The sequence below is a fragment of the Bacillus sp. AFS001701 genome, from assembly GCF_002559405.1.
Taxonomy (GTDB): Bacteria; Bacillota; Bacilli; order Bacillales; family Bacillaceae_G; genus Gottfriedia.
In genome coordinates this window covers 1-25,362 of the sequence record NZ_NTZO01000089.1, presented here as the reverse complement: position 1 = coordinate 25,362, position 25,362 = coordinate 1, and the positions used below count along the sequence as shown (strand labels likewise).

Annotated in this window: 25 protein-coding genes and 1 pseudogene; 9 read left to right on the top strand and 17 right to left on the bottom strand. The window is 33.1% G+C overall.

Translation table 11 applies throughout. From position 1 onward, the window contains the following. Positions 1–160: 160 nt before the first annotated feature. Together speB and speE are read right to left on the bottom strand one after the other, a co-directional pair. Positions 161–1,033, bottom strand: coding sequence for an agmatinase (gene speB, locus CN514_RS07495; protein ID WP_098232059.1), 873 nt, complete (start codon positions 1,031–1,033; stop codon positions 161–163). A 12-nt stretch (positions 1,034–1,045) separates the two neighbouring features. Continuing rightward, positions 1,046–1,873 carry a spermidine synthase gene (gene speE / locus CN514_RS07490; protein ID WP_025671010.1) on the bottom strand — a complete coding sequence of 276 codons (828 nt, stop codon included), beginning with the start codon at positions 1,871–1,873 and terminating at the stop codon, positions 1,046–1,048. 313 nt (positions 1,874–2,186) lie between these two features. Between speE and CN514_RS07485 the strand changes: the two genes are divergently transcribed. Next, entirely contained in the window at positions 2,187–4,205 is a 2,019-nt protein-coding gene (locus tag CN514_RS07485) for a transglycosylase domain-containing protein (protein WP_176525824.1), read from the top strand. A gap of 155 nt (positions 4,206–4,360) precedes the next feature. On the opposite strand, the gene CN514_RS07480 is transcribed toward CN514_RS07485, so the two are convergent. Together CN514_RS07480 and CN514_RS07475 are read right to left on the bottom strand one after the other, a co-directional pair. After that, positions 4,361–4,873, bottom strand: a complete 513-nt coding sequence (locus CN514_RS07480; protein WP_098232057.1) for a YwhD family protein — start codon at positions 4,871–4,873, stop codon at positions 4,361–4,363. 10 nt (positions 4,874–4,883) lie between these two features. Further along, positions 4,884–5,552, bottom strand: coding sequence for a site-2 protease family protein (locus tag CN514_RS07475; RefSeq protein WP_098232056.1), 669 nt, complete (start codon positions 5,550–5,552; stop codon positions 4,884–4,886). 164 nt (positions 5,553–5,716) lie between these two features. Between CN514_RS07475 and CN514_RS07470 the strand changes: the two genes are divergently transcribed. Continuing rightward, a complete protein-coding gene (locus tag CN514_RS07470; RefSeq protein ID WP_098232055.1) occupies positions 5,717–5,902 on the top strand; it encodes a 2-hydroxymuconate tautomerase in 186 nt (61 codons plus the stop codon). A gap of 50 nt (positions 5,903–5,952) precedes the next feature. Here CN514_RS07470 and CN514_RS07465 read toward each other — a convergent pair whose 3' ends face one another. Beyond that, entirely contained in the window at positions 5,953–7,266 is a 1,314-nt protein-coding gene (locus CN514_RS07465; protein WP_098232054.1) for an HD domain-containing protein, read from the bottom strand. Between the two features lie 380 nt (positions 7,267–7,646). Further along, positions 7,647–7,874 (bottom strand): YuzB family protein, encoded by a 228-nt coding sequence (locus CN514_RS07460; RefSeq protein WP_025671004.1) that lies wholly within the window; start codon positions 7,872–7,874, stop codon positions 7,647–7,649. Between the two features lie 220 nt (positions 7,875–8,094). Between CN514_RS07460 and CN514_RS07455 the strand changes: the two genes are divergently transcribed. After that, positions 8,095–8,943, top strand: a complete 849-nt coding sequence (locus tag CN514_RS07455) for an RsfA family transcriptional regulator (protein WP_098232067.1) — start codon at positions 8,095–8,097, stop codon at positions 8,941–8,943. 95 nt (positions 8,944–9,038) lie between these two features. On the opposite strand, the pseudogene CN514_RS07450 reads toward CN514_RS07455, so the two are convergent. Beyond that, positions 9,039–9,819 (bottom strand): annotated as a pseudogene (locus CN514_RS07450) (ABC transporter substrate-binding protein). 186 nt (positions 9,820–10,005) lie between these two features. On the opposite strand from CN514_RS07450, the gene lipL reads away from it, so the two are divergent. Further along, on the top strand, positions 10,006–10,851 hold the full coding sequence (gene lipL / locus CN514_RS07445; RefSeq protein WP_098232053.1) for an octanoyl-[GcvH]:protein N-octanoyltransferase: 846 nt from the start codon (positions 10,006–10,008) through the stop codon (positions 10,849–10,851). A 100-nt stretch (positions 10,852–10,951) separates the two neighbouring features. Here lipL and pta read toward each other — a convergent pair whose 3' ends face one another. Continuing rightward, positions 10,952–11,923 carry a phosphate acetyltransferase gene (gene pta / locus CN514_RS07440; protein ID WP_098232052.1) on the bottom strand — a complete coding sequence of 324 codons (972 nt, stop codon included), beginning with the start codon at positions 11,921–11,923 and terminating at the stop codon, positions 10,952–10,954. A 235-nt stretch (positions 11,924–12,158) separates the two neighbouring features. Here pta and hemQ point away from each other — a divergent pair, with 235 nt between their 5' ends. From hemQ to gerQ, 3 genes are all read left to right on the top strand, one after another. After that, positions 12,159–12,905 (top strand): hydrogen peroxide-dependent heme synthase, encoded by a 747-nt coding sequence (gene hemQ, locus CN514_RS07435; RefSeq protein WP_098232051.1) that lies wholly within the window; start codon positions 12,159–12,161, stop codon positions 12,903–12,905. Between the two features lie 222 nt (positions 12,906–13,127). Then, positions 13,128–13,556: a cell wall hydrolase gene (locus CN514_RS07430; RefSeq protein ID WP_098232050.1), complete on the top strand. Its 429-nt coding sequence runs from the start codon at positions 13,128–13,130 to the stop codon at positions 13,554–13,556. Positions 13,557–13,584: 28 nt separating this feature from the next. Further along, positions 13,585–13,971 (top strand): spore coat protein GerQ, encoded by a 387-nt coding sequence (gerQ, locus tag CN514_RS07425; RefSeq protein WP_286141592.1) that lies wholly within the window; start codon positions 13,585–13,587, stop codon positions 13,969–13,971. A gap of 51 nt (positions 13,972–14,022) precedes the next feature. Here gerQ and CN514_RS07420 read toward each other — a convergent pair whose 3' ends face one another. Beyond that, positions 14,023–14,388 (bottom strand): DUF423 domain-containing protein, encoded by a 366-nt coding sequence (locus tag CN514_RS07420; protein ID WP_098232049.1) that lies wholly within the window; start codon positions 14,386–14,388, stop codon positions 14,023–14,025. Between the two features lie 18 nt (positions 14,389–14,406). After that, positions 14,407–14,694, bottom strand: a complete 288-nt coding sequence (locus CN514_RS07415; protein WP_141529322.1) for a YwdI family protein — start codon at positions 14,692–14,694, stop codon at positions 14,407–14,409. 139 nt (positions 14,695–14,833) lie between these two features. On the opposite strand from CN514_RS07415, the gene CN514_RS07410 reads away from it, so the two are divergent. After that, positions 14,834–15,646, top strand: a complete 813-nt coding sequence (locus CN514_RS07410; RefSeq protein ID WP_098232047.1) for a Cof-type HAD-IIB family hydrolase — start codon at positions 14,834–14,836, stop codon at positions 15,644–15,646. 215 nt (positions 15,647–15,861) lie between these two features. On the opposite strand, the gene CN514_RS07405 is transcribed toward CN514_RS07410, so the two are convergent. The 6 genes from CN514_RS07405 to CN514_RS07380 all read right to left on the bottom strand — a co-directional run bounded on the left by CN514_RS07405 (position 15,862) and on the right by CN514_RS07380 (position 23,096). Further along, positions 15,862–16,530: a uracil-DNA glycosylase gene (locus CN514_RS07405; RefSeq protein WP_098232046.1), complete on the bottom strand. Its 669-nt coding sequence runs from the start codon at positions 16,528–16,530 to the stop codon at positions 15,862–15,864. A gap of 76 nt (positions 16,531–16,606) precedes the next feature. After that, positions 16,607–17,590, bottom strand: a complete 984-nt coding sequence (locus CN514_RS07400; protein ID WP_098232045.1) for a YeiH family protein — start codon at positions 17,588–17,590, stop codon at positions 16,607–16,609. A gap of 112 nt (positions 17,591–17,702) precedes the next feature. Then, positions 17,703–18,629, bottom strand: coding sequence for a glycosyltransferase family 2 protein (locus tag CN514_RS07395; RefSeq protein ID WP_098232044.1), 927 nt, complete (start codon positions 18,627–18,629; stop codon positions 17,703–17,705). Between the two features lie 109 nt (positions 18,630–18,738). After that, positions 18,739–20,886, bottom strand: coding sequence for a YhgE/Pip domain-containing protein (locus tag CN514_RS07390; protein ID WP_098232043.1), 2,148 nt, complete (start codon positions 20,884–20,886; stop codon positions 18,739–18,741). 195 nt (positions 20,887–21,081) lie between these two features. Next, positions 21,082–22,179: an ABC transporter permease gene (locus tag CN514_RS07385; protein WP_098232042.1), complete on the bottom strand. Its 1,098-nt coding sequence runs from the start codon at positions 22,177–22,179 to the stop codon at positions 21,082–21,084. Next, a complete protein-coding gene (locus CN514_RS07380) occupies positions 22,176–23,096 on the bottom strand; it encodes an ABC transporter ATP-binding protein (RefSeq protein ID WP_098232041.1) in 921 nt (306 codons plus the stop codon). Before CN514_RS07380 ends, CN514_RS07385 begins: the two co-directional genes overlap by 4 nt. Positions 23,097–23,457: 361 nt before the next feature. On the opposite strand from CN514_RS07380, the gene CN514_RS07375 reads away from it, so the two are divergent. Continuing rightward, the gene (locus CN514_RS07375) at positions 23,458–24,507 is read left to right on the top strand and encodes an acyltransferase family protein (protein WP_098232040.1); all 1,050 of its coding nucleotides are present in this window, start codon (positions 23,458–23,460) and stop codon (positions 24,505–24,507) included. 211 nt (positions 24,508–24,718) lie between these two features. Here the strand turns inward: CN514_RS07375 and CN514_RS07370 are convergent, their stop codons facing one another. Next, positions 24,719–25,258: a PTS sugar transporter subunit IIA gene (locus tag CN514_RS07370; RefSeq protein ID WP_483295002.1), complete on the bottom strand. Its 540-nt coding sequence runs from the start codon at positions 25,256–25,258 to the stop codon at positions 24,719–24,721. Positions 25,259–25,362 lie beyond the last annotated feature (104 nt).

The following is a 25,362-nucleotide window of genomic DNA, read 5'->3' as shown; positions in this document are numbered from 1 at the left end:
ATCGTTCTCAATTATAAAGGTAATGATTATCATTATCAATAAAGTTTTTACATTTTAAGTAAATTATTTTTTACGTGGCCTCAATTGTTTCAATTTCAAATTCAATATAAAAAGGCGATTCTCGTCCTAATGAACGAAAAATCGCCTTTTACAAATCTAATTATTTTACCCAACCTAATAAGATTTCACGAATAAATTTACTTGCCGCAACTTGAGTTTGCTCTGCATGATCGTAAACTGGAGCTACTTCTACTAAATCTGCCCCAACAACGTTAATATCACTGTTCGCGATTGCTAAGATGCTATCAAGCATTTCTTTTGATGTAATACCACCTGCTTCAAGAGTTCCTGTTCCAGGAGCATGTGCAGGATCTAATACATCGATATCAATTGTTACATATACTGGACGTCCAGCAAGCGTTGGAAGTACCTTCTTTAACGGCTCAAGCACTTCGAATTTGAATAAATTCATTCCAACTTCTTTAGCCCATTCAAATTCTTCCTTCATACCAGAACGGATTCCAAATGAATAAACATTTTTTGGTCCAATTAAATCACAAACTTTTTTAATTGGTGTTGAGTGAGATAATGGCTCACCTTCATATGAATCACGTAAATCAGTATGAGCATCAAAGTGAATAATAGCTAAATCAGGGTATTTCTTGTACATAGCTTTCATTACTGGCCATGATACAAGATGCTCCCCACCCATTCCTAGAGGAAATTTGCCTTCAGCTAATAAGCCGTCAATATAATCTTCAATCATATCAAGGCTTCTTTGAGCATTACCAAATGGTAGTGGAATATCCCCTGCGTCAAAATACTTAACTTCTTCAAGTTCTTTATCTTGATATGGACTATATTCCTCTAATCCAACTGAAACTTCACGGATACGCGCAGGACCAAAACGAGAGCCTGGTCTGAAACTTACAGTCCAATCCATAGGCATACCATAAATAACTGCTTTACTTTCTTCAAAGCTTGGATGACTCTTTATGAATACATTTCCAGAATAAGCTTCATCAAAACGCATAATAAAGCCCCCTTATTTAGTAAGATCAGCTACAAATTTTGGTAATACGAACGCTGCTTTGTGTAGCTCTTTAGTATAATATTTTGTCTCAATATCGAAGAAACGATTCTCTTCTACTTCAAGTGGATCATGTTTTTTCGAACCGATTGTAAATGTCCACATTCCACTTGGATATGTTGGAATGTTTGCAATGTATAAACGAGTGATTGGGAAGATTTCTCTTACATCACGTTGAACTTGTGTGATTAACTCAGGAGTAAACCATGGGTTGTCCGTTTGAGCTACAAAAATACCATCTTCTTTTAATGCTTTAGAGATACCAGCATAGAAGCCTTTTGTAAATAAGTTAACTGCAGGACCAACTGGTTCAGTTGAGTCTACCATAATTACATCGTATACATTTTCACTATTTGCAATATGCATAAATCCATCGTCTACTTTTACTTCTACACGTGGATCTTCTAATTTTCCTGCAATTTCAGGTAAGTATATTTTAGAGTACTCAATTACTTTTCCATCGATTTCAACTAGAGTAGCTTTCTTTACGCTTGGGTGTTTTAATACTTCGCGAATAACACCACCGTCACCGCCACCTACAACTAACACGTTTTCAGGATTTGGGTGTGTGAATAAAGGTACATGCGCAACCATTTCGTGGTAAACAAACTCATCCTTTTGAGTTGTCATAACCATACCATCTAAAATAAGCATGTTTCCAAACTCTTCTGTCTCTACCATGTCAAGCTTTTGAAACTCAGTTTGCTCTGTATGTAAAGTTTTATTAATTTTAGCAGTAATTCCAAAGTTTTTTGTTTGTTTTTCAGTAAACCATAATTCCATTTAATGCATCTACCCTTCTTTATCAAGATTTAGTTTGAAACATAAGGATCGTTTTGTCGGGGCTGAACAAGGCGCCTCCACTTATTCGATTATGTTTCGTATTATCCCCACTCTTCCTAATTCCTATCGGATTTGTGTTGTTACGACAATTTTTTGCCGTACAAAAGAAAAGTATAGAGTAATTTTTGTGAAATGCAAGATTTTTAAAGCTAAATTTTTTGATATTTTTTACTACGGTAATTTGAATAAAATTTCTCTTAATCTACCATACTAGTATTAAATTAGAGAAACGAATCGAGAGGAGGATACGTTTTTGTATAATATCAACTACTCTTTTCATTGGCGTACACTTCAAAAGGTCGGTATTTTGCTTACGATTATTTCAATTTCAGGTACACTATTTTTATCTTGTGTCTATCTGTTTGCAGTTACGTCTACAAAACCTTCGTTATTTATTGAGTCAAATTCCAGTTATTATGATCACAATCAAAAGCTAATTAGTAAAACTAAGCTACTCCAAAATCGTAAAACACTTAAAATTGCAGATGTGCCTCCAATTGCGATCAATAGTATTTTAGTTTCTGAGGATCGTAATTTTTTTCATCACCATGGCTTCGACTTAAAAAGGTTGGGTTCTGCTATTTTAATTAATATAACGAAGGGACAATACGCTCAAGGCGGAAGTACAATAACTCAGCAACTTGCAAAAAATTTATATCTTTCACAAGAAAAAACGCTTAATCGTAAATTAAAAGAGGCTTATTTAACGATGAGACTTGAGTCAGCCTACAGTAAAAATAAAATATTAGAAGCATATTTAAACACTATATATTTTGGACATGGTATTTATGGTCTAGAAACTGCGGCGAATACCTTCTTAGGAAAAGAGTCAAACGAGCTGACAATTGGTGAATCTACATTTTTATTAAGTATTCCGGCTAATCCTTCAATATACGATCCTTACGTTCATTTTTCATCTGTAAAGAAAAGACAGCAACGAATTTTATCAGCACTAGAACAGAATAAATTAATCAGCTCAAAAACCGTTAAAAATGCAATTGATGAAACGATAAAGTTAAAACCGATTAAACATACTTCAAACTCTTCATTTACATCCTATTTTCAACAAAGCGTTCAAAAAGAGATTACAACTTCAATTGGACAATCAATCAATAACAATGGTAGTCAAATTTATACAACATTTAATCCCGCTATTCAAAAGCACATTGATCAAGCATTTGATAAATATATTAGACCAAAATCTGATTTACAGGCTAGTGTAGTCGTTTTAAATAGTCAAACTGGTGAAGTATTAGGGATGACTGGAGGCCGTGAGAAAGGACAGTTTTTATTTAATCGAGCAATAGCGTCGAAAAGACAGGTTGGTAGTACAATAAAACCAATTCTATATTACAGTGCACTTGAAAATGGATATACCCCATCAACAAGACTTCAAAGTAAGCCTACTATATTTCACTTTGAAAATGGAGATTCATATAGCCCCAAAAATAGTGGCAATCTATACGCACATGATTCAATTACTTTAGCTAAAGCTATTGCTGTTTCAGACAATATATACGCTGTAAAAACACAACAGGCAGTCGGTACTGACGAATTTATTAAAGCACAGAAGTTATTCCATTTAACTACGCCAAATAATAAACTACCCTCAATGGCACTCGGCACTCAAGATGCTTCATTGCTCGATATGACAAGAGCATATGCGTTAATTGCGAATAATGGTAAAGATGTTATTCCTCATTTCGTAAAAGAGATTAAGACTCAAAATGGAAAGACGATTTATAAAGAAAAGTTTGATAAAAAACAAAGACTAGATAAAGATCAAACCATTATACTGAAACAACTAATGAACGGAATGTTCAACACAAATTTTTCAAGCTACTTGCCAGTAACAGGTACTAGTATTATTCCTGAACTATCAAAAGATTATTATGGTAAAACCGGTACTACGAAAACGGACAGCTGGATGATTGGATTCCATTCAAATCTTATTGTTGGGGTATGGGTTGGGTATGATCATTCAAAAAATTTAACCGTAGAGGAAGGTACACTGTCGAAGAAGGTATGGGCATCAGTTATGACAAATTTATTGGATAAAAATATAGGCACTAAACTACCTAATGATCTAGTTAAAGTTGCTATAGATGAAAAGACTGGTCTTTTGTTTAAAGAAGGATGCGGCGACAAGGTTTCACTTTATTTTCGTAAAGGGACACAACCTACAAAACCTTGTATGAATAAAAAAATGAACCAAAAACATAAAAAGGAAAATAAAGACAGTAAGCCTTGGTATTCACAATATTTACTGTAAAAACAAAAGACCTCACCAAATTGGTAAGGTCTTTTGTTTGTCCTAGTCCTAGCTTTGTCCAAGCTATTATTAGTTTACTTTATTTAGTCTTAAATGTAAAAAGATTATTCGACGATTTCTTCAAATTTTTTATATAATTTACCAGAAAAAGTATACTAACCTAAAAGTTCAGTTTTTAATTGTTCAGATGAATTATTCCACATCTCTTCATTGTGGGATTTTAAGAAATTGGCTAATAATTTACGAGACTTTTCATCCATCTGTTCAACCATTATTTTACGTTTCATCGCTTTATCCATTTTATTTACGTGGTCAGGAAGAAGCTTATATCCCCTTCTAGCTTCGCGATCAACAGTCATGTAGCAACCTGTTACTCCAGCATAGTAAGGACCGCTTTCAGTTCGCTCAGTTGCGACCCACACTAACCAATAAGGTTTTCCATTAGGAACTCCATCCTCATTCGTTAAAAACTTGATTCCCTTTTCAACTGAACTTCTTGCGTGCATTGCACCGATATCTACAAAAACATCATTCTCTTGTATATCAATAAAGACTGGCGAAATATTTTCTAAACTAATTGCTCCAACACCAAATCCGCCATGCCCACTCGTTGAATCATTTTTTAATATATTAAAACCTAGTGATTTCTTTTTTGGTTGATCAGACATTGTGCTCCTCCTAAAAAATTAATGATGTAACGATTGAATTAATCCAGTGGAAAACTGACGGTATAGCAACCTGGAAAATCGGCTGAATTGTATAGTTATCTAATGGAGTTAATACTAAAACTAAAAATACAAATGCTCCATACTGCTCATATTGTGACATTTTTGCACGAAGATCATTAGGAGCTAAATCCTCTAAAATTCGATATCCATCTAGTGGTGGAAGAGGAATTAAGTTAAATACAAATAATACTATATTCATTTGAACGAATATATTAAAAAAAGAATCTAAAGTTAGTGATAGTGCTTGTGGGAAAGAATGAAAAATTCCGTATTTATATAATAATGAATAAGCGATTAAACCAAGCGTCGCTAGAATTAGATTACTAATCGGACCCGCTGCAGTGGTTAAGATTCCTGCTAATCTCGGATGTTTAAAGTTATGGCGATTCACAGGAACTGGTCTTGCCCAACCAAAGCCTAAAATAATAATCGCAATTGTACCGAAAATGTCTAAATGTCTAAATGGAGAAAGCGTTAATCTACCTTGTCTTTTTGCCGTGTCATCTCCAAATTTATAAGCTACATAAGCATGCGCAAATTCATGAACTGATAACGAAATTGCAACAACTAATAATATTAATGGTATATCTTTTAATGGATATTGAAAAAATGATCCCATTCTTTGCTCCTTTCGAGAAAAATTGCTATTTTATGTAACTAAACGGTTAATTTATTAATAGTTTAATTTATTCTTTATGATTTCTTCAATGTTAATCGATTTAATCGTTATTATTCTGACTTCCTGAGTTATAATAAAAATGATAAAACGAAGGAGGTCATAATATGCCATACGTTACAGTAAAAATGCTAGAAGGTCGCACTGAAGAACAAAAGAAGGCATTAGTTGAAAAAGTTACTGATGCTGTAAGCGAAACAACGGGTGCGCCAACTGATAAGATTGTTGTTTTCATTGAAGAAATGACAAAAAACCATTATGCAGTTGCAGGCAAACGCCTTAGTGATGAATAGAATTCCTTACATACATCAATAGTAAACGGAGTAACTTCCGTTTACTATTTTTATCTTCTTTTAGCCCCTGCTATTTCTTCAATCATTTCGATCACTTTCTTTTTCTTTTCATGAGGATCGTTATAAATTAAATCATGAGGAAAATATAACTTAGAATCGAATAACTTTTTACCAGTTATTCCATCTACTAGCTCTGATTTACGCGAAATTTCTTTCAAATCACCGTTCGTTTGCAATAGTAAAATCGGCTTCTTCCCGCCTTCTTCACCGTACCTAAAGTAATCATAAGCCTCGTCTGAAATTGTATCGATGACTAAATAGTATTCCGGGTCTATGTCAATTTCTAAAAATAACTCTTTTAACTTAGCAAATTTTTCAGTATGTTTTTGTGTATCAAAGTCTACATATTGAAATAATTTTCGATCTAAAAACCGTTGACACAGATCGCTCAAGATTTGGTCAGATTCCTCCTGCCATACTTGGAAATAATACAAAAGGACTGATTCATCTAATTTGATATATTCGTCTAAATCAACTTTCCCCTCAAATAAATGACCAAAATGCACAGGTACATAATTAAAATGGTAACCTGTTTCATGCAAAAATTTAGCCCTTTGTAATATTTTTTGTAAAATGGCTTCTGCACTTCTAGACACAGGATGAAAATAAACTTGCCAGTACATTTGGAATCGACTAATTAAGTAGTGCTCAACGGCATGCATACCCGATTGTTTTATAACGACACCATCAGGTCTGGGACGCATAATTCTCAAAATACGTTCCATATCAAAATTACCGTAACTTACGCCAGTATAGTATGCATCTCTAAGAAGATAATCCATTCGATCTGCATCAATTTGGCTTGAAATCATGCTCGTAACTAACTTATTCGCCGATGTTTTCCCAATGACTTCTGATACTTTCTTAGGAAAATCATCCCCTACTTTTCTTAGGATTTTATTAATCTCTGTTGAACCCTCAATAATTTCTCTCGTTAATTTTTCATGATCTAAATTAAATATCTTCTCAAATGTATGCGAAAAAGGACCATGACCAACATCATGTAATAATCCAGCACAAAGAGCTAATAAGCGATCATCATCATTCCATTCCGGACGCCCAGAAAAAACATCATCTACCATACGTCTTATAATTTCATAAACGCCAAGCGAGTGAGTAAATCGACTATGCTCAGCTCCATGAAACGTCAGATAGGTAGTACCAAGCTGTTTAATTCTGCGTAATCTCTGAAATTCTTTCGTACCTATTAAATCCCAAATAACTTGATCTCTTACGTGAATATAACGATGTACAGGATCTTTAAATACTTTTTCCTCATAAAGCTTTTGGAAACGATATGACATATCTTGGCCCCCTTTCAATATGTATACTAATTCTTTATATGCTAATTGATTTACTTTCTAAACAGGACTCTTCTATCTTTCCTTTTGTGGCTCAAGGCATTAGCCCCTCGAGGTCATAAGCCAAATTCCAATGAAGGTAAAAACCAACCTTCTATATATATCAATTTTTATCTTTTAACCCTTTAATATCAAAGTTAAAATAGGCATTTTATGGTGTCTAGTTCCGAAAGCTAGCTCTTCGGTAATATTCCATCCATCTTCGAAGTGGAAAAATCACCACTTCTTCAGCTGAATGGAGATATTCCCTTCAGAGCTGGACAAGCTTTCTCCACATTTCAATCTATTATATCAAAAAAACGCTCCTAAAGACGAAGGAGCGTTTAATTCTTACCTAGTTTTGACTTTATCTTTACAAGTAGGTCATCTTCGTTTGGTGCAGATAGGGGACGGTTGTTTACGAAACAAAATGATTTTTTTCGTCCTGGTCCACAGTAAGATTGACAACCAATTTTAATCTCTGCTTCATCATCTATTCTTTTTAAGCGAGGGACTAATGTTTTAATATTTGTCGCCTGGCAGTCATCACATATTCTAAATTCATTTGACATTTTTTTACAATCCTTTCTGTTCTAAATTGAACATACTCAGCAGTAATTTTACTCGTTCCAAAAAGGACATGCAAGTTTTCCAATTAAATCACTCCAAATAGTATTCTACTATTTTCTTTTTTTTGTATAGTTTTCTATTTTTTTGTCCAAACTTCTATTAATCAGCTAGGAAATTAAATCGATTAATTGAATAAAAGAAAGTTGAGGGGAAATTTCTATGATGAAATTAAGACAGGATGCTTGGACTGAAGAAAATGATTTACTTTTAGCGGAAACCGTATTACGTCATGTACGAGAAGGTAGTACCCAATTAAATGCCTTTGAAGAAGTAGGCGATGTTTTAGAACGTACATCGGCTGCATGTGGTTTTCGTTGGAATGCTGTAGTTCGCTATAATTATGAAAAAGCACTACAATTAGCAAAGAAATTCCGTAAAGAAAAGCTTCGTCATGCTAAAGGTGAAGATGCTAAGAAAAAATTATTATATACACCTTCTGAATCTAGTTATATACAAACAGATGTATCTAGTAATTTTGATCGTTATTTAAATGATGAACAAGATTTAGAGTATGGTGTTGAACTCGATCAAGAATTTGGATCTTTTGTGGAAACTGATAATGACAATGATGCAAGTGTAGAAGTGACGCATAACGAGGAACCAACGACTGAGATATTTTCAAGTATTCCTTCCGTGCAAAATCAGTATCAATCACAGATTCAGACTCCACCAGCTTCACCAATGAATACAAGAAAAAGTTCAATTACAATGTTTGATGTCATCCAGTTCTTACAAGGTCTTTCAAGTAATCAGATTGGTAGTGATCGTTTAGTCCGTGAAAATGATCAACTAAAAAGAGAGCTTATGCAGCTACAGGAACGAAATTCACAGTTACAGAGACAAGTAGAAAAGCTTGAAAAAGACGCTACTACTGTTCAAGAAGACTATGAAACAATGATGAAAATAATGAACCGTGCTAGAAAATTAGTATTATTTGAAGAAGAAGAGAAACCAGCAGCAACATCCTTTAGAATGGATAAAAACGGAAATTTAGAAAAAATTGCAGAATAACATTGTCAGTTAAAATATAGAGGAACTAAATCTTAAACTTGATTTAGTTCCTCTATTTTCATGCACACTAAATTTGATAATCCCGTTACAATCTATTAATTTCCTAAAAATGATTTTTTAAAGAATGCTAGCTGTTTTTCAAATGTAACTGGGTCACTGAACGATGCGCCATTGCCAAGCATTTCATATACACGATTATTTTTTACAGCTGGAATTGATTTATATGTATCTGTTTTCTGGAATGATAGATCTGCATCTGCGTATTTACTTAAAATAATGTAATCTCCTGCATATTGTGGTAGCACTTCTGTAGAAAGTGTATAATAACCATCTTTTAAAGCCACTTCTTTTACTTTCTCAGGCATTTTTAATTTCATTACTTGGTATAGTATTTCAGTTCCGCGTGCCCAATTATTACCGAATACATATAGCTGTTTATCATATGATTCAAATACTGACACAGTTGCATCTTCACCGATTTTAGCGCGAATTTCATCTCCGGCTTTTTCCGCGCGTTGTTTAAAGTCATCAACCCATTTTGTTGCTTCCTTCTCTTTGTTTAACAGTTTACCAATTTCGATATGCTGTGCTAAATAATCTAATTTACCCCATGTAGGTTGGGTTATTCTTTGACCAAACATCTACCCCAACAACATTTACTCCTAAAGAAATGACATTACCGGTAAAACCTGAAAGTAAGATCACGCGTTTTGGATTTGTTGGTACTTCAACGGGGCCAGTTTCCGATTGATATGTAAATGTTTTAGGTTGATCGTCCATCTTTGAAGTACTTGCCTTCTTATCTGACGAATTATGACTACATGCACTCGTAATTAATATAAAAATAAGAATCAACGGTAATAATAACTTTTTCATTTGAGTCTCCTTTTTTCATCGATATTCAATTGATAACAATTATCATTTTCATTAATTTATTTACTATATGTTTGATTCTAATTATTGTCAACTTATATTTACTATTTTAGAATATGAAGTTTTTTTATTTAGTTTAAAATCATGCTAAAATAGGAAAACAAACGCAAAACGCAAGGGGCTTATTTAATGAATCAACATTTGAATCGGTTACAAACAGATGAAATACGTTTTATAGACGGATCAACTTTAGGACCATCCTTTGAGGCGATCCAATCTTTTGCATTAGATGACACATTATGTACAAAAGTTGGGAAAATGGAGTCTCCAACAACAATTCGAACTTGGGTACACCACAACACAATAGTTCTAGGAATACAAGATACTAGACTACCGAATCTAACAAATGGGGTTAAATTCCTTAATGACCATGGATACAAAGCAATCGTACGAAATTCAGGTGGGCTTGCTGTTGTTTTAGATGAAGGTGTTCTAAATATATCTATCCTCTTTCCAGAGGCTGAACATAAACTGCAAATTAATGATGGTTATGAAACGATGTATGCACTAATCCAAGATATGTTTAAGGATTTAACAGATAAAATAGTTGCAAAAGAAATAGTAGGATCATATTGTCCAGGAGATTTTGATTTAAGTATCGATGACAAGAAATTTGCGGGTATCTCTCAACGTAGAATACGAAAAGGGGTTGCTGTTCAAATTTATTTATGTATTAACGAAAGTGGTTCAAAACGTGCTTCCATTATTAAAGATTTTTATGAAATTGCGATTGATAATAAAGAAACTTCATTTAAATATCCTACAATTATACCTGATACAATGGCATCTCTTTCCGAACTACTATCATTAAATCTAACAGTGACGGATGTAATGACAAGACTACTTCAATCATTAATTAAATTAACTCCAAAATTAACACCTAACTCCTTACTTGATGATGAAATAGAATTATATAATTATCATTTGCAACGAATGATTGATCGCAATTCGGACATAAGTTCTATGCAAGGATGATTAGAACATTAATTAAACTAACACAAAGTGTTCCAATAAAAAAAGAGTGCTCAAAAGTTCATTGACTTAAGAGTACTCTTTTTCCTTATCTCCGTCCTAATTATAGTGACTGAGCAGCTGTGATGATTGATAATTTATAAACGTCTTCACTGTTACAACCACGAGATAGGTCGTTAACAGGCATATTTAAGCCTTGTAGGATTGGACCGATTGCTTCAAAATTACCTAAACGTTGAGCAATTTTGTAACCAATATTACCTGCTTCTAAGCTTGGGAATACGAATGTATTAGCATCTCCTTGAATAACTGAACCAGGAGCTTTGCTTTTTGCAACAGATGGAACAAATGCTGCATCAAATTGGAACTCTCCATCTAATGTTAATTCAGGAGCAAGCTCTTTTGCAATTTTAACTGCTTCAGCAACCTTTTCAGTTTCAGGCGATTTTGCAGATCCTTTAGTTGAAAAGCTTAACATTGCGATTATAGGATCAATGTCAAATAGTTTAGCTGTTTTTGCACTTTCAATTGCAATTTCAGCTAAATCTTGGCTATTTGGGGCAATATTAATCGCGCAATCTGCGAATACGTATTTCTCATCCTCACGAACCATGATAAATACACCAGATGTTTTTGTAACGCCTGGTTTTGTTTTAATAATTTGAAGTGCTGGTCGTACTGTATCGGCTGTTGAATGAGTAGCACCACTAACTAAACCATGAGCAATGTTTGCATATACTAACATCGTTCCAAAGTAGTTTGGATCTAATAATGCTTTACGAGCTTGTTCTTCTGTCGCTTTTCCTTTACGGCGTTCAACAAATGATGCAACTAATTGCTCCATTTCTTCATAAGTAGATGGGTCTAAAATTTCAACTCCTTGAAGTTCTAAACCTAAGCTACTTGCCTTTTCTTTTACGTTTTCTACGTTACCTATTAAGATTGGTTTTAATACATCTTCTTTCGCTAATCTGTCAGCTGCTGTTAAGATTCTCTCATCTGTACCTTCTGGTAAAACAATTGAAATACCTTTACCTGATACTTTTTGTTTAATGCTTTCAAATAAATTGCTCATAATTGCCTCCAAGATCTTTAAAATTATTTTATTTGTACATAATTAGAATAAAACCTTTTTAGAATAATGAAAAATATAATATATTTAATAAAGCGCTATCATTTAAAGTAAATTAATTCCTAATTTTCTAACTAAATTTGGAAACTGTATAATTTTGTATGTTTTTACAAAATACTTTTATTTGTAGTATGCTATATAAATGAAAATCAATACGATAACGTTTGGGGGATTTAAAATGAGTGAAGCTGCAAAAACTTTAGATGGCTGGTATTGTTTACATGATTTTAGAAGTATGGATTGGCATGCTTTTAAACAATTAGGTAGTGATGAGCGTCAACTAGCGATTACAGAGTTCCAACAAGTTTTCTCAAAATGGAATCAAGTTGCTGATTCTGGTGAAGGTAGCCATGCTATTTACAATATTTTAGGTCAAAAAGCAGACATTATGTTTATGGTTTTACGACCTACTATGGATGAGTTATTACATATTGAAACAGAAATTAATAAAACTACATTATCTCAGTATATGATTCCAACTTATTCATACGTTTCTGTAGTTGAATTAAGTAATTACTTAAGCGAAGAAGATGGCGATCCATATCAAAATCCACATGTTCGCGCTAGACTTTACCCTACTTTACCAAAATCTCAATACGTATGCTTCTATCCAATGGATAAAAAGCGTGAAGGCGAAGATAATTGGTACATGCTTCCTTCAGGTGCTCGTAAAGAAATGATGTACAGCCACGGAAAAATTGGTCGTGGTTATGCTGGTAAAGTTAAACAAATTATTACTGGTTCTGTAGGTTTTGATGATTATGAATGGGGCGTTACTTTATTCTCTGAAGACGTACTTCAATTCAAAAAATTAATCTATGAAATGCGCTTTGATGAAGTAAGTGCTCGTTATGGAGTATTTGGTTCATTCTTTGTTGGAACAATCCTAAAAGAAGATGCATTCTCAAAATATCTTTACGTATAATTGAATACTTAAGAGTATCCACTGAATACGAACAGTCATAGTATATAAATTAAAAGACTTCTCTTTTTTGAGAAGTTTTTTTATTTTCCTGTTGGAAAAGATGTCATATGTTTCTTTCAATTTTAATATAGTTACAGTAGTGAACGAACTAATTAGTCCTCGCTTTCCGATCACCAATGGGATTCATGCAGAATATTTAAATTCGGATGAGGAGGCTTTTTTATGGCTGTAATTCGTTATACTGACGCTGAGGTTGCTTTGCTTGCTAGATTAATGCGTGCTGAAGCTGAAGGCGAAGGTGTAGAAGGTATGTTAATGGTTGGTAATGTATGTGTTAATAGGGTTTTAGGTGATTGCTTAGATTTTAGAGACATTCGAAGTATAAAAGATATGGTTTATCAGAATCCAGGTGGATTCGAAGCTGTTCAAAAATCTTACTTTTATCAACGTGCCAGGGACCAAGATATTGAGCTATCTAGAAAAGTAATAGCAGGACAGCGTTTTTGGCCAGCTACTTATGGCCTATGGTTCTTCAGACCCGCAGGTTCATGCCCAGGAACTTGGTTTAACCAAAAACTAGCAGGAAGATTTAAGTCGCATTGCTTTTATCAACCAACTTCTGAAGATTGTCCTAAAGTTTATAGCGTTTAATTAGATTTAACTAAGGGAGGTTTTTTCTTTGAGTAATCCTTACGAATATTATCCAAATCTTTATCGTGCAGCGCAACCTGGCCAAGGGCAAGGACAACAAACCGGACAGGGGCAAGGATATGCAGCCCCATCAGGCGGTATGATTACCCAACAAGGTCAAGTTACTGCCACGGCTGGCCTATTTGAACAATCATATGTAGAAAATATACTTAGAGCCAATCGTGGGAAAATTGCTACGGTTTATATGACTTTTACTGGCCACCAACAACAAGTATTTGTAGGGTATATTATGGGAGCTGGACGTGATCATATTGTACTCAGAGATGTAAATACAACTAAAACTTTCATATTGTTAACAATTTACTTAGATTACGTCACATTTGACGAAGAAATAGCTTTGCCTTATCAACTTTAAAAAAAAGTGTTCAATATAGTGCAATAATTGCACTTTTATTGAACACTTTTCTTATTTCATTACTGAAATTCCTACTAATATCCAAGCTACTAAAAATGCTAAACCACCTAGTGGAGTAATCGCACCTAGTATTTTAATTCCAGATACACTTAATATGTACAAGCTTCCTGAGAATAAGATGATTCCTATTATAGATAACCAACCCGCCCACATTAATTGAGTTGTTGAACCAAATTTATCAATTAAAAATGCAATGATAAATAGACCACCTGTTTGAAACATTTGATATTGAACAGCTTTTTGCCAAATTTGAAGTGATCTTTCGGAAATTTTCCCCTCAAGTCCATGTGCTCCAAATGCACCTAATGCAATTGCTAAAAATGCAAAAATACTACCTAATAAAAAAAATAGTTTCACTTCTTCTCCCCCTTTATCTTAAAAATCTAATAATGATCCACTTTGTTCCGAGTCATCCAATTTAGGCATAGCAGAAGGTCTAGACATAATAGGCTGACTTGGTATTGATTGAACAATACTACTAGTTACTATATTCTTTGGAACCTCAACATTGCTCTCGTCTTCAAGAAGTAACTCACATAAAGAACGAATACTGGCAATTCTTTCTCGAAGCTGTCCAAGTTTTTGCGTACTTACTTTTGCCTTATGTAACTCATTTTCAATTTGCTGGATTACTTTTTCTACACTGATATTCAGATAAATCACCACCAAACTTTATTAACACAATCCAATAAACCCTATTATACTATGGCTTTTTTCTGAAAGCGAATACCAACCAAATTAAGCACTATTTTAATCGAACGGTGGTATACTAAAAAAGTTAATTTTTAGGAGGTAATGTAACTTGAACTATAAAATGATCGTTTTGGATATCGATGACACCCTTTTAACGGATCAACATGTTATTTCGCAAAAAACGAAGGAAGCTTTACTCAAAGCTCAAGATATGGGTGTAAAAGTAGTGTTAGCTTCCGGTAGACCAACCTTTGCTATGCATAAGTTAGCTGAGGAACTATTACTACATGATTATGGTAGCTATGTCCTATCATTTAACGGAGGAATCATTACTGACTATCGAACAAAAAATAATGTTTATGAATGTACACTAACAAAAGAGCAAGCACATGAACTTTATGAGATTAGTAAGAAACATAATGTCTTCGTTCATACATATGTTGAAAATGATATTATTACAGAAAAAGGGAATCAATATACTGATATTGAAGGCCAGCTCACAGGCATGCCTATTAAAGAAGTAAGCAGCTTTACTGAGCATGTACAAAATGATGTTGTAAAATTGTTAATGTTGGAGGATCCAGAAAAATTAGCTCAAGTTGAAAAAATACTTCAAAAAGAGCTGGAAGGTAAAATTAGTGTCATGCGCTCAAAGCCATTCTTTTTAGAACTAACGAACAGTGAAGTTGATAAAGGTAAAAGTCTAAATCACTTAATTCAAATTTTAGGAATTCGACAAGACGAAGTAATCGCTGTAGGTGATGGATATAATGACCTACCGATGATTAAATTTGCTGGACTAGGTGTTGCGATGGGAAATGCTCCTGAAGAAATTAAGCAACAAGCAGATTATGTCACTGCTACAAATAACGAAGATGGTGTCGCTAAAGTTGTTGAAAAGTTTATATTGAGTAATAAATAATAAATACAAGAAAGGGCTGTCGACAAAGTCGACAGCTATTTTTTGCGATAAGAGTAGTAACAAGATATAGTATCTAAATCTGTATTCGTCAACTAAATGTGCTAATAAAAATGTTTAAAAACCCCTTTTTCAACAAGTAAAACTTTGAAAAAGGGGTTTGTCTACACTCTGAAGGGCTGTCGAAAGACAACCCTTCTTTATATCCTATTTATAGACTACTCAACTGTCCAGTCAATCGGTTCCAGTTGAAGATCTACTAGTTTTTGGTTAATTTTTGAAAATGGTTTACTTCCAAAGAATCCTCTACTAGCTGACAATGGACTTGGATGATGTGATTTTAATATTACATGGTGGTTACTCGTAATCAGTTCTTCTTTAGCTTGAGCATGTTTACCCCATAGAACAAAAATAATCGGACGATCTTGCTTATTTAACTCGGATAAGATTGTATTCGTAAATAGTTCCCATCCTTTATTTTTATGGGAATTTGGTTCCCCTTCACGAACAGTTAAAACAGTATTTAATAATAAAATCCCCTGCTTCGCCCACTTAATTAAATAACCGCTAGTTGGTATTTCTATCCCTAAATCGCTATTTAATTCCTTATAAATATTTCTTAAAGAAGGCGGTATTTTTACTCCCGGTAATACAGAAAAACTTAACCCATGCGCTTGACCTGGTTGATGATATGGGTCTTGTCCAATAATCACTACTTTACAAACTTCGTATGAACACTCATTTAAAGCCTGAAATAAGTGCTCTTTGGCAGGGTATATTGTTTGTTCCTTGTATTCTTTTTCAAGAAATTGCAATAAATCTTTAAAATAAGGTTTTTCAAACTCTGGTTTTAACTTTTCTCTCCAATTTGATGTTAGTTGAAGCAATGAAATACCACCTTTCCTGACGAAATTTCCCGAGAAATAGATCTGTTTTGTTGTTTCTTGTCGTTGTTCGCGATTATTAATAGATTACTTGAATTAGCAAAATTGCTATGATGATTTGAAAACCTACGATGCTTAATGCATAAAGTGAGAGTGACTTCCCTTGTTTAATGATTATTTTTAAATTTACATTTAAACCTATTGCAGCGAGTGCAATAATTTCAAATAAATGACTAGTCTTATTTGAAATATTCGCAGCCCAACTTGGTAGCAATCCTAAACTATAAAAAATACAAAGGATGACAAATCCAATTACATACCAAGGAAATTGGATTTTTACTTTTTCAATAGATTCCTCTGCTATGTGTCTTCTTTTTATAGTAGATAAGCTAAAAACCACAAAAACTAAAAAAACTACTCGAATCAGTTTAAATAAAGTGGCATAATTCTTTACTTCATCATTCACTAAACTACCACTAGCAACTACTTGTCCCACTGATTGTAATGTACTTCCGATAAGCGCAGAGGTCGGCAATGTTTCTGAGTGATATAATACAGATGCTATTAAAGGCAGAATAAACATTAAGACTGTTCCCATCATATTTACAAGTGTGACAGCCAGTCCCTTTTCTTCTTGCGTGGCTTGTATAGCTGGGGCTGTTGCTCCAATTGCTGACGAACCGCAAACTGCATTTCCACTTGCCATTAAATAGCTAAAATTTAAACCAAAACCTAATTTTTCGCCTAACCAAATCGTAAAAACGATGACTAAACACATTTGTGTCACGATTAACAAAATTCCTTTTAATCCTAGTAGGCTAATCATTTGAATGCTGATCGTTGCTCCTAATAAAAATATTGATACCTCTAATAATTTACTTTCTGCAAACTTTCTACCGCCTTCAAAATAAGGCTTTAAGTGTACTGTATTACCGACAATCAATCCGATTAATATTGAAAATGTAGCTGCTCCAACCGGCAATATATAAGAAAGTGATTCACTAATAAGTGCAATAATTAGGCAAAGAACTACCCCTGGAATAGCTTTATAAATATTCCCCATATTATTCTCCAAGCTTTCATAAAAATATTATTCTATCTTTAAATATTATGTAACGAAAAAAGAAATTCGACAAGATTCTTGTCGAATTTCCAAATTTATCATATCGTACTATTTAATTTTCATCATAGCTTGAAGTCTCAACAATGTATTGGGGTCTTCTTTTTGTTTCGTAATAGATCTTACCTAAATACTCGCCTAATACACCAATCATCAAGATTTGAACTCCGCCAAATAACATAATGAAATTGGAAATCGTATATAATCCAGGAATTCTAATCCCAACTAAAAGAACTTTAAAGCTCATCATAATAAAGATTACAATACTTATACCAATTAATAGTAATCCGGCTTTCGTTAACAACCTCAATGGTCCTGTATTAAAACACAATATATATTCAATAGATCTTTTTATCGAATCTATTCTTTTTACTTCGGACTCTTTGTTAATGATTCTTGATGTTATTTCATACTCAATCGTTTTTATTTTGTAACCAATCCAGTTAAAAATACCTTTTGAATAGCGGTTTGATTCTGGCATGCTTAAAATAGCATTCACTACTTTTCTGCTTAACAAACGAAAGTCTGATTCGTTTTGCAAAATATCCGGGTCCACAAATTTTTTAATAACCTTCTCAAAAATGCCTTTTTTTGCTTTTTTTAGAACTGAATTCTCTATTTTTTTCGATGCAACTACATGGTTATGTCCTTTTTTGTATTCATCCATCATCTCTAAAATAACATTCGGTGGGTGTACAAAGTTTCCATCCATTAGGATAACTACATCGCCTTTTGCATGTTCAAGTCCAGCACAAATTGCTCCCTCTCTTCCAAAACGGCGAGTAAACGAGATATATTTCAAATGACTGCTATGATTTGCAACGACTTGAAGTGCTAGTAGTGTATCATCATCACTTCCGTCGTTTATATAAATAATTTCATAATCTTCTTTAAGTAACTTTACTGTATTTGATAAATTAACGTGAAATCTCTCAAAATTTTCTCCATTGTTATAGCAATATACAACAACTGATAATTTCATACAAAACACCTACTTCTCCTAAAAGCTATGAAGATATAACTTTTATCTATGTTATAGCAGTTGGCAAAACAGTTCAATGATTTTTATATGAATTTATTTTTTCAAACGTCTAATGGATTAGCCTACTCTTCTTGGAAAGATCCGTAATTTTACTTGCTCTTTTATTAATAGTTGCTTTAAGAACTACCCCCACTATGATTGCAATAACGACAAAAAGAACTAGTATTGGAAGGTCCTTATAAATGGTTTCCCAAACGATTCCACCAGTCGCCTCCCTTAACAAGCTTAATGCATAGGTAAAAGGTAGAAATGGATTTATTTTTTGGAAAAATGGCGGAGTTACTTGAATCGGATAAACTCCTCCCGCTCCAGATATTTGGAGAACCAAAAAGATAATACCAATGCCTTTCCCGATATTTCCGAAAACTGAAACAAGCGTATAAACAATAAACGTAAATACAATGCTAATCAATAATGCAAATAAGATAAAATAACCTTTACTTGCTGCATAAGTTCCTAGTATTAGAAAGTTACCGGTAGTCACTACTAATGTCTGTAATACCCCAATAGTTACAAAGGTCAATAGTCTTCCAAAATAAACTTCTCTACTTTTATATGGTTTTTCTTCATGAACTTCAGTAGTTAATAACGACACCATTAATAAAGCTCCTACCCATAACGACAAAGTTGTATAAAAAGGAGTCAACCCTGTGCCATAATTCGGTATTGGAAACATTCGCTCCTTTTTTATTGCGATTGGGCTGGAATAAAAGTCGCTTACCTTTTCTATATCTGTTCGTAGAAAATTAATTAAATCCTCGATGCTTCCTTTTTCTTTAGCCTTTCTAATCTCATTAGCTATTTTTTTTATTTTCGCTTCAATGATTGGGAACTCATTTACTAATTGTTGTATATCACCCTTTTTGGTTGCTAATAAATTTGATGTGTCCTGGAGTACACCTTTTATTGTAGGTATACTCGTTTTTGCATCAGCCAAAACAGTCTGGGTATTTTTTAATGATTCATTCACTAATCTTGAAGCTTCACTTATTTTTGGCGCTAAATCTTGATCAAAATTTCCAGTTAAACTGTTTATTTTGTTATTTATACTTGCCGCGCTTTCATTCATCTTTTGAAGTAAATCATTCGGTAGACCGTTGCCGCTTTGTATTGCACTTTTTAATTGAGCATTCTCATTTTGAATCATCATTAAATCTGATTCTAGATCTTTTAATGAACTAACATCTTTACTAAAATCTACTTTAGTACCTAAGCTATTAAACGATTGAAGAACTTGATTTAAAGAAGTAACCAAATTTCTTGAATTCGGTAGTACTTTTCCGATTTCATTCGATAGCCTCATGGATTCGTCTTGACTAATCGTTTGATTCTGTAATTGTGATAATGTACTTTGTATAACAACAGACTGGTTATGGAGTAGGTTAAGTGTCTCTTTAATAAATGGAGTTGAATCTTGAATTGCTTTGTTAATTTGATTAAAAAAACCACTTAAACTAGCCGTTAATTTTTCACCATTTGCTACGATGTTATTAATCAATTCCATGTCTTTTTTTGTAGTTTGAATAACGCTTTGTACTTTTTTATAGTCATTTAAGGCTATATTCACAGTTGTCTTTATTTCAGGTAAATCTTTTTCAAGCTTAAAAACCATTTGCTCAAATTTTTTTATTTCAGGTAAATTTGCTTGTAAATCAATTCCTATTTTATTAAACTCCTGCAATACTTCATTACTTACGGTTTTTTCAAATTTCTTTGTAATCTCACTCGCAATACCGGTTGCACCTTTTTCAGTATATTTCGGCGCAACAATATTTAGTTTTTCGTTAACTTGATAAACTAGTTCAGGTTTTTGAGGATGATCTGTTAAAACCGTGCTAATTTTAGTTGAAAAATCATTTGGAATTAAAATACTAGCGTAATATTTTCCTTGTTTAACGCCTTCATTTGCGACTTTTTTACTTGTAAATCTCCAGCCTAAAGAATGATTTTGTTTTAAAGAATGTATTACTTCGTTTCCGATATTAATTTTATTGTTTAAGACAGTAGCACCACGATCCTCATTTACTATTGCGATTTTTAAGCCCTTTGTATTGCCGTACGGATCCCAAGAGGACATTATATTAAACCATGCATACATCGAGGGCATGATAATTAAACCAATGATAATCATCAATGCAGCCCAATTTGTTACAACCCGCTTTACATCACGAAAATAGATTTCAAATATTGAACTCACCTATAACTCACCTAATCTTAATTTTTAAATAGTATGCAATAAATAATGTATAACTATTCTTAAAGGCAAGAATGGGAGTTTGGATAAGAAAAGGTAAAAAAAAAGACTTTCACTAAAATTAGTGAAAGTCTTTTTTGATTAAATACTTTAATTTACTATGTTTCATTTCCATTATTCATTATCTAGTTTCTGCCCTTACTCCCATCTAAATGTACGTGCAGCGATTAAGAAGCTTACGACCATCCAGACACATAACCAGCCGAAATCTGGAAGTAAATCTCCAAATGATGCTCCGACATTCATGATGTCACGCATTGCGGTTGATAAGTGCGTAATTGGAATTGTCTTTATAATCGGTTGTAAATATTCGGGCATATTATTTACAGGGAAAAATACTCCACCTAAAAACATTAGTGGGAACGAAATGAAACCTGCAATTGGTCCAGCACTTTCTGGACTTTTCGCTAAACTTGCTATAATAAATCCAATACTCATAAATGTTAATGTACCTAATACTACAAACAATACTACTAATAGGAATGATCCTCGAATACTTACGTCGAATCCAAAGTAGCCAATTAGAATTGTTAAGATGGCTTGTAGACTATTCAAGATTAGCCTTGCTGTAATTTGCGCTGCAATAAACGTTGAGGCTCTTAATGTGGTGCCTTGCATTCGTCTTAGTACGCCTCGTTCTCTCCAAGAGGCAATTTGGCCTGCAACACCATTCATATTATTATTCATGATTTGCATTGCAATAATTCCAGGTACTAAAAAGTCTAAATATGAAAGAGTAATTCCCGCTACTCCTTTAAAGTCTGTTACGATTTTAGGTGTATACCCTGCCATTTGTTTACTAGCGGCGTCAACATATGCTGTAATCGTTGCTATTCCACCTTGAAGCTGGCCCGCATTACTTTCATTATAAAGTACTTTTATTTGTGCAGGAGCGGATTGTTGTTTAGTTGTAACTTGATTTTGAAATCCTTTTTTAATGACGATTACAAAATCGGTTTTACCATCAGATAATAATTTCCTAGACTTTAATTCATTTGTTTTTTTATGAATTTTAAGCGACTTTTGTTTCTCTAATACAGTTGTAATTTGTTTACTTACTTGAGTGTTATCATAATCAATTAGATTTACTGAGTAACTAGTTGTATTCCCATCGTTAAACATTAATCCGAAAATAATCATAAAGAAAAAAGGAAATAAGAGTGTCCAAATTAGTGCTTGACGATTACGTACATAAATCCGGAGTTGCGCTAAAGTCAATTGATAATAAGCCTTCATTCTTCACGTAACCCCCTTCCAGTCATATGTAAAAATACGTCCTCAAGAGTCGCGGTTCTAGTCGATAAATCTGAAATCGTCATATCTTGATCTTTTGTATATTCGAGTAAGGCCATTAATGAAGCTTGTAAGTTACGAGTATACAATGTTACGAAATCATGATTAATCACGACATTCATTACATTGTCTAAATGTGCAAACTTTTCTTCTTGCTCTGGTACTTTTGTCTTAAATTCAATCGCACTCTCTGCAGAAATTGAACTTACTAAATTGTTTGGTGTATCTAGCGCAATTAATTTACCTTTATCCATTATACCAATGCGATCTGCTAGTACATGAGCCTCATCCATATAGTGTGTTGATAAAACGACTGTTTTACCTCGTGCTTTTAGTTTTAAAATGATATCCCACAACGTTCTACGAGCTTGTGGATCAAGTCCTGTAGTTGGCTCATCTAAAAATATGATTTGAGGATCATGAATTAACGCTAATGCAATTGCTAATCGCTGCTTTTGCCCTCCTGATAATCCTTTTACTAGACTATTTTGTTTCTCAGATAAGAGCATTTCATCGATTAACGGTTGAATTGGGATATGACTTGGATAAAAGCTTGCATACATTTCAATGATTTCTTTTACTTTTAACAGTTCAAATAATGATGTTGATTGGAGTTGGATTCCAATTTCTTGTTTGATTTTATATGAGTCTTTACCGATCACATGCCCTGCAATAGTAGCCGTACCTTCATCTGGTTTTCTTAATCCTACAAGCATTTCCATTGTCGTTGATTTACCAGCTCCATTTGGACCGAGTAATCCAAATACTTCACCTTTTTCAACTTCAAAACTAATTCCATTAACAGCGTAAAAATCTCCATATCTCTTTTTAAGATTTTCAACTTTAATAATTGAGCCCATTGTTTTTCCTTCACCTCGACTAATGAAATGATTATTTAAAAAGTGTACTATCTTTTCTAATTCAGCCTGCTAAGTATATAATGCAAAACATAATATATTTGTCGAAAGAACTGATTATTAATAATTTTTAATAAAAATTTACATTTTTTACCATCTTGTATCTTCCGGTGCTATACTTAATATCCAAATTTATTTGTAGCGTTTATGAAATATTTATTTACATTTTATAACTTGATTGTAACGTCCATGTTGTCACTTTGTAATACTCATCAGTTACAATATGTTTGGACATTATTTAAAAAAATTGGCTATGATTTGAAGTTTTTTCTCTTTAAGCGAGCCATAAAAACAAGGTGATAAAATGAAAATAGAACGTGAAAAATGGTTGGATGTTGCCAAAATGATCGGCATCTTTTTGGTTGTTTATGGTCATTCTACAGAAGGTCCGAATTCTATTACATTTATTTACTGGTTCCATATGCCTCTATTTTTTATTATTAGTGGTTATTTATTTAAACCGGTCAATTCAATTAATGAACTCAAATTTTATATAAAAAAACTAACATGTAGATTGCTTGTACCTTACTGTACGTATTTAGTTTTATTTAGTTTATATAACATGACAATTGAGGTAATAGACGGAACCATTAATCAATCAAATTTACTAAAGGAACTCCTTTCATTGTTAATTGGTGGTAGATTTATTACTGGAGTCCATGGCGTATTTTGGTATGTGACATGTTTATTTATTACTCAAATATTATTTGCGTTAATCTGTTTATACTTTAAAAAGAATAGTACCCGTCTATTCATCGTAATTGCTTGCTATTTGCTTGCACATTTTGAAACAATTAAATTAATTCCACAAATTGGTAAAAATAGCTTTAATCAAATTTCGATTCCATGGAATATGGATGTTGCTCTACTAGCTATTTTCTTTTTAGGGTTAGGATTCTTTACAAAAAAATTGATAGCGTCAATTTCTAACTTCCTTGGAATATCATGTATTGCGCTTAGCATCGTTTATATGACCTTATATGAATTGAATAAATTAGATTACCATCTAAGTCTAAAATATTTAAGATATAACCATTTATTTTTAGATGCTTTAATTCCAATAACAATGACAATTGCTGTACTTTATTTATGTCAAAAGATAGCCAAACTACAATTTATCCAACCTTGCACAATATTTGGTAAAGAATCATTAACAATAATGTACATCCATATTTTTGCGAATGCTGTTTTTTCACAGTTTTTCGATTATGGACCGTTATTGTATACAATGATTGGTTTAGCTGTGCCTATGATTGCGAAGAAATTTATTATTGAGTCACAACCTACGATAAAACCGTTGTTCATTGGTTTAAATGTAAAGCGAAAACAACATTTAAAAGTAAGAACTGCATAAAAAAAATAGCCCTAGGGGGGCTATTTCAGGCTGTCGACAAAGTCGACAGCTATTTTTTGCGATAAGAGTAGTAATAAAATATAGTATCAAAATCTATATTCGTCAACTAAATGTGCTAATAAAAATGTTTAAAAACCCCTTTTTCAACAAGTAAAACATTGAAAAAGGGGTTTGTCTACACTCTGAAATAGCCCTAGGGGGGCTATTTTTTTTATTTTAATGTAGCAACAGCTGCATCTGAACCTCTTTGTATTGAGCCAGTTGCTGTAACTTTAATTGTTTCTAGCGCATCTCCATTTGTAAAAATAACTGGAGTAATCGTGCTTTTTGCATTTTCTTTTATATAGTCAATATTGAATGTTAATAAATGGTCTCCAGCATTAACTTTTTGTCCTTCTGTTATATGAGCATCGAAACCTTCACCATTTAGTTTAACTGTTTCTAGTCCAACATGAATTAAGATTTCAACACCTTCATTTGAACGAATTCCAATAGCGTGTTTCGTATGGAATACTTGTACGATTTCTCCATCAAAAGGAGCTACTACAACACCTTCTGAAGGTGTAATAGCAAATCCATCACCCATCATTTTTTCTGCAAATACAGGATCTGGTACTTCAGATAGTGGATGTATCTCTCCAGTTAATGGCGCTTTAATGACAACTTCCTTAGTTGCTTCTTTAGTTATAGGAGCAGATCCTTGTTGTTGTTCTTCCTCTAAACCGAACATTTTTTTTAATTTGTTAAACATAATACTCACCTTTTCTTTAATTTAGATTCCAGTCTTATCATTATCTTTTCAGAAAAAATAATACTAATTATCCTAACAGAAAAAATACTTTTATGCGAAAGAAA

What these genes read in the sequence shown, in the direction of transcription:
- CN514_RS07385 (WP_098232042.1), bottom strand. Translation starts at nt 22,179, where the DNA reads ATGAAGGCTTATTATCAATTGACTTTAGCGCAACTCCGGATTTATGTA.
- hemQ (WP_098232051.1), top strand. Translation starts at nt 12,159, where the DNA reads ATGAGTGAAGCTGCAAAAACTTTAGATGGCTGGTATTGTTTACATGAT.
- CN514_RS07460 (WP_025671004.1), bottom strand. Translation starts at nt 7,874, where the DNA reads ATGTCAAATGAATTTAGAATATGTGATGACTGCCAGGCGACAAATATT.
- CN514_RS07375 (WP_098232040.1), top strand. Translation starts at nt 23,458, where the DNA reads ATGAAAATAGAACGTGAAAAATGGTTGGATGTTGCCAAAATGATCGGC.
- speB (WP_098232059.1), bottom strand. Translation starts at nt 1,033, where the DNA reads ATGCGTTTTGATGAAGCTTATTCTGGAAATGTATTCATAAAGAGTCAT.
- speE (WP_025671010.1), bottom strand. Translation starts at nt 1,873, where the DNA reads ATGGAATTATGGTTTACTGAAAAACAAACAAAAAACTTTGGAATTACT.
- CN514_RS07455 (WP_098232067.1), top strand. Translation starts at nt 8,095, where the DNA reads ATGAAATTAAGACAGGATGCTTGGACTGAAGAAAATGATTTACTTTTA.
- CN514_RS07380 (WP_098232041.1), bottom strand. Translation starts at nt 23,096, where the DNA reads ATGGGCTCAATTATTAAAGTTGAAAATCTTAAAAAGAGATATGGAGAT.
- CN514_RS07370 (WP_483295002.1), bottom strand. Translation starts at nt 25,258, where the DNA reads ATGTTTAACAAATTAAAAAAAATGTTCGGTTTAGAGGAAGAACAACAA.
- CN514_RS07400 (WP_098232045.1), bottom strand. Translation starts at nt 17,590, where the DNA reads ATGGGGAATATTTATAAAGCTATTCCAGGGGTAGTTCTTTGCCTAATT.
- CN514_RS07480 (WP_098232057.1), bottom strand. Translation starts at nt 4,873, where the DNA reads ATGTCTGATCAACCAAAAAAGAAATCACTAGGTTTTAATATATTAAAA.
- pta (WP_098232052.1), bottom strand. Translation starts at nt 11,923, where the DNA reads ATGAGCAATTTATTTGAAAGCATTAAACAAAAAGTATCAGGTAAAGGT.
- CN514_RS07395 (WP_098232044.1), bottom strand. Translation starts at nt 18,629, where the DNA reads ATGAAATTATCAGTTGTTGTATATTGCTATAACAATGGAGAAAATTTT.
- CN514_RS07465 (WP_098232054.1), bottom strand. Translation starts at nt 7,266, where the DNA reads ATGTCATATCGTTTCCAAAAGCTTTATGAGGAAAAAGTATTTAAAGAT.
- CN514_RS07470 (WP_098232055.1), top strand. Translation starts at nt 5,717, where the DNA reads ATGCCATACGTTACAGTAAAAATGCTAGAAGGTCGCACTGAAGAACAA.
- CN514_RS07430 (WP_098232050.1), top strand. Translation starts at nt 13,128, where the DNA reads ATGGCTGTAATTCGTTATACTGACGCTGAGGTTGCTTTGCTTGCTAGA.
- lipL (WP_098232053.1), top strand. Translation starts at nt 10,006, where the DNA reads ATGAATCAACATTTGAATCGGTTACAAACAGATGAAATACGTTTTATA.
- CN514_RS07475 (WP_098232056.1), bottom strand. Translation starts at nt 5,552, where the DNA reads ATGGGATCATTTTTTCAATATCCATTAAAAGATATACCATTAATATTA.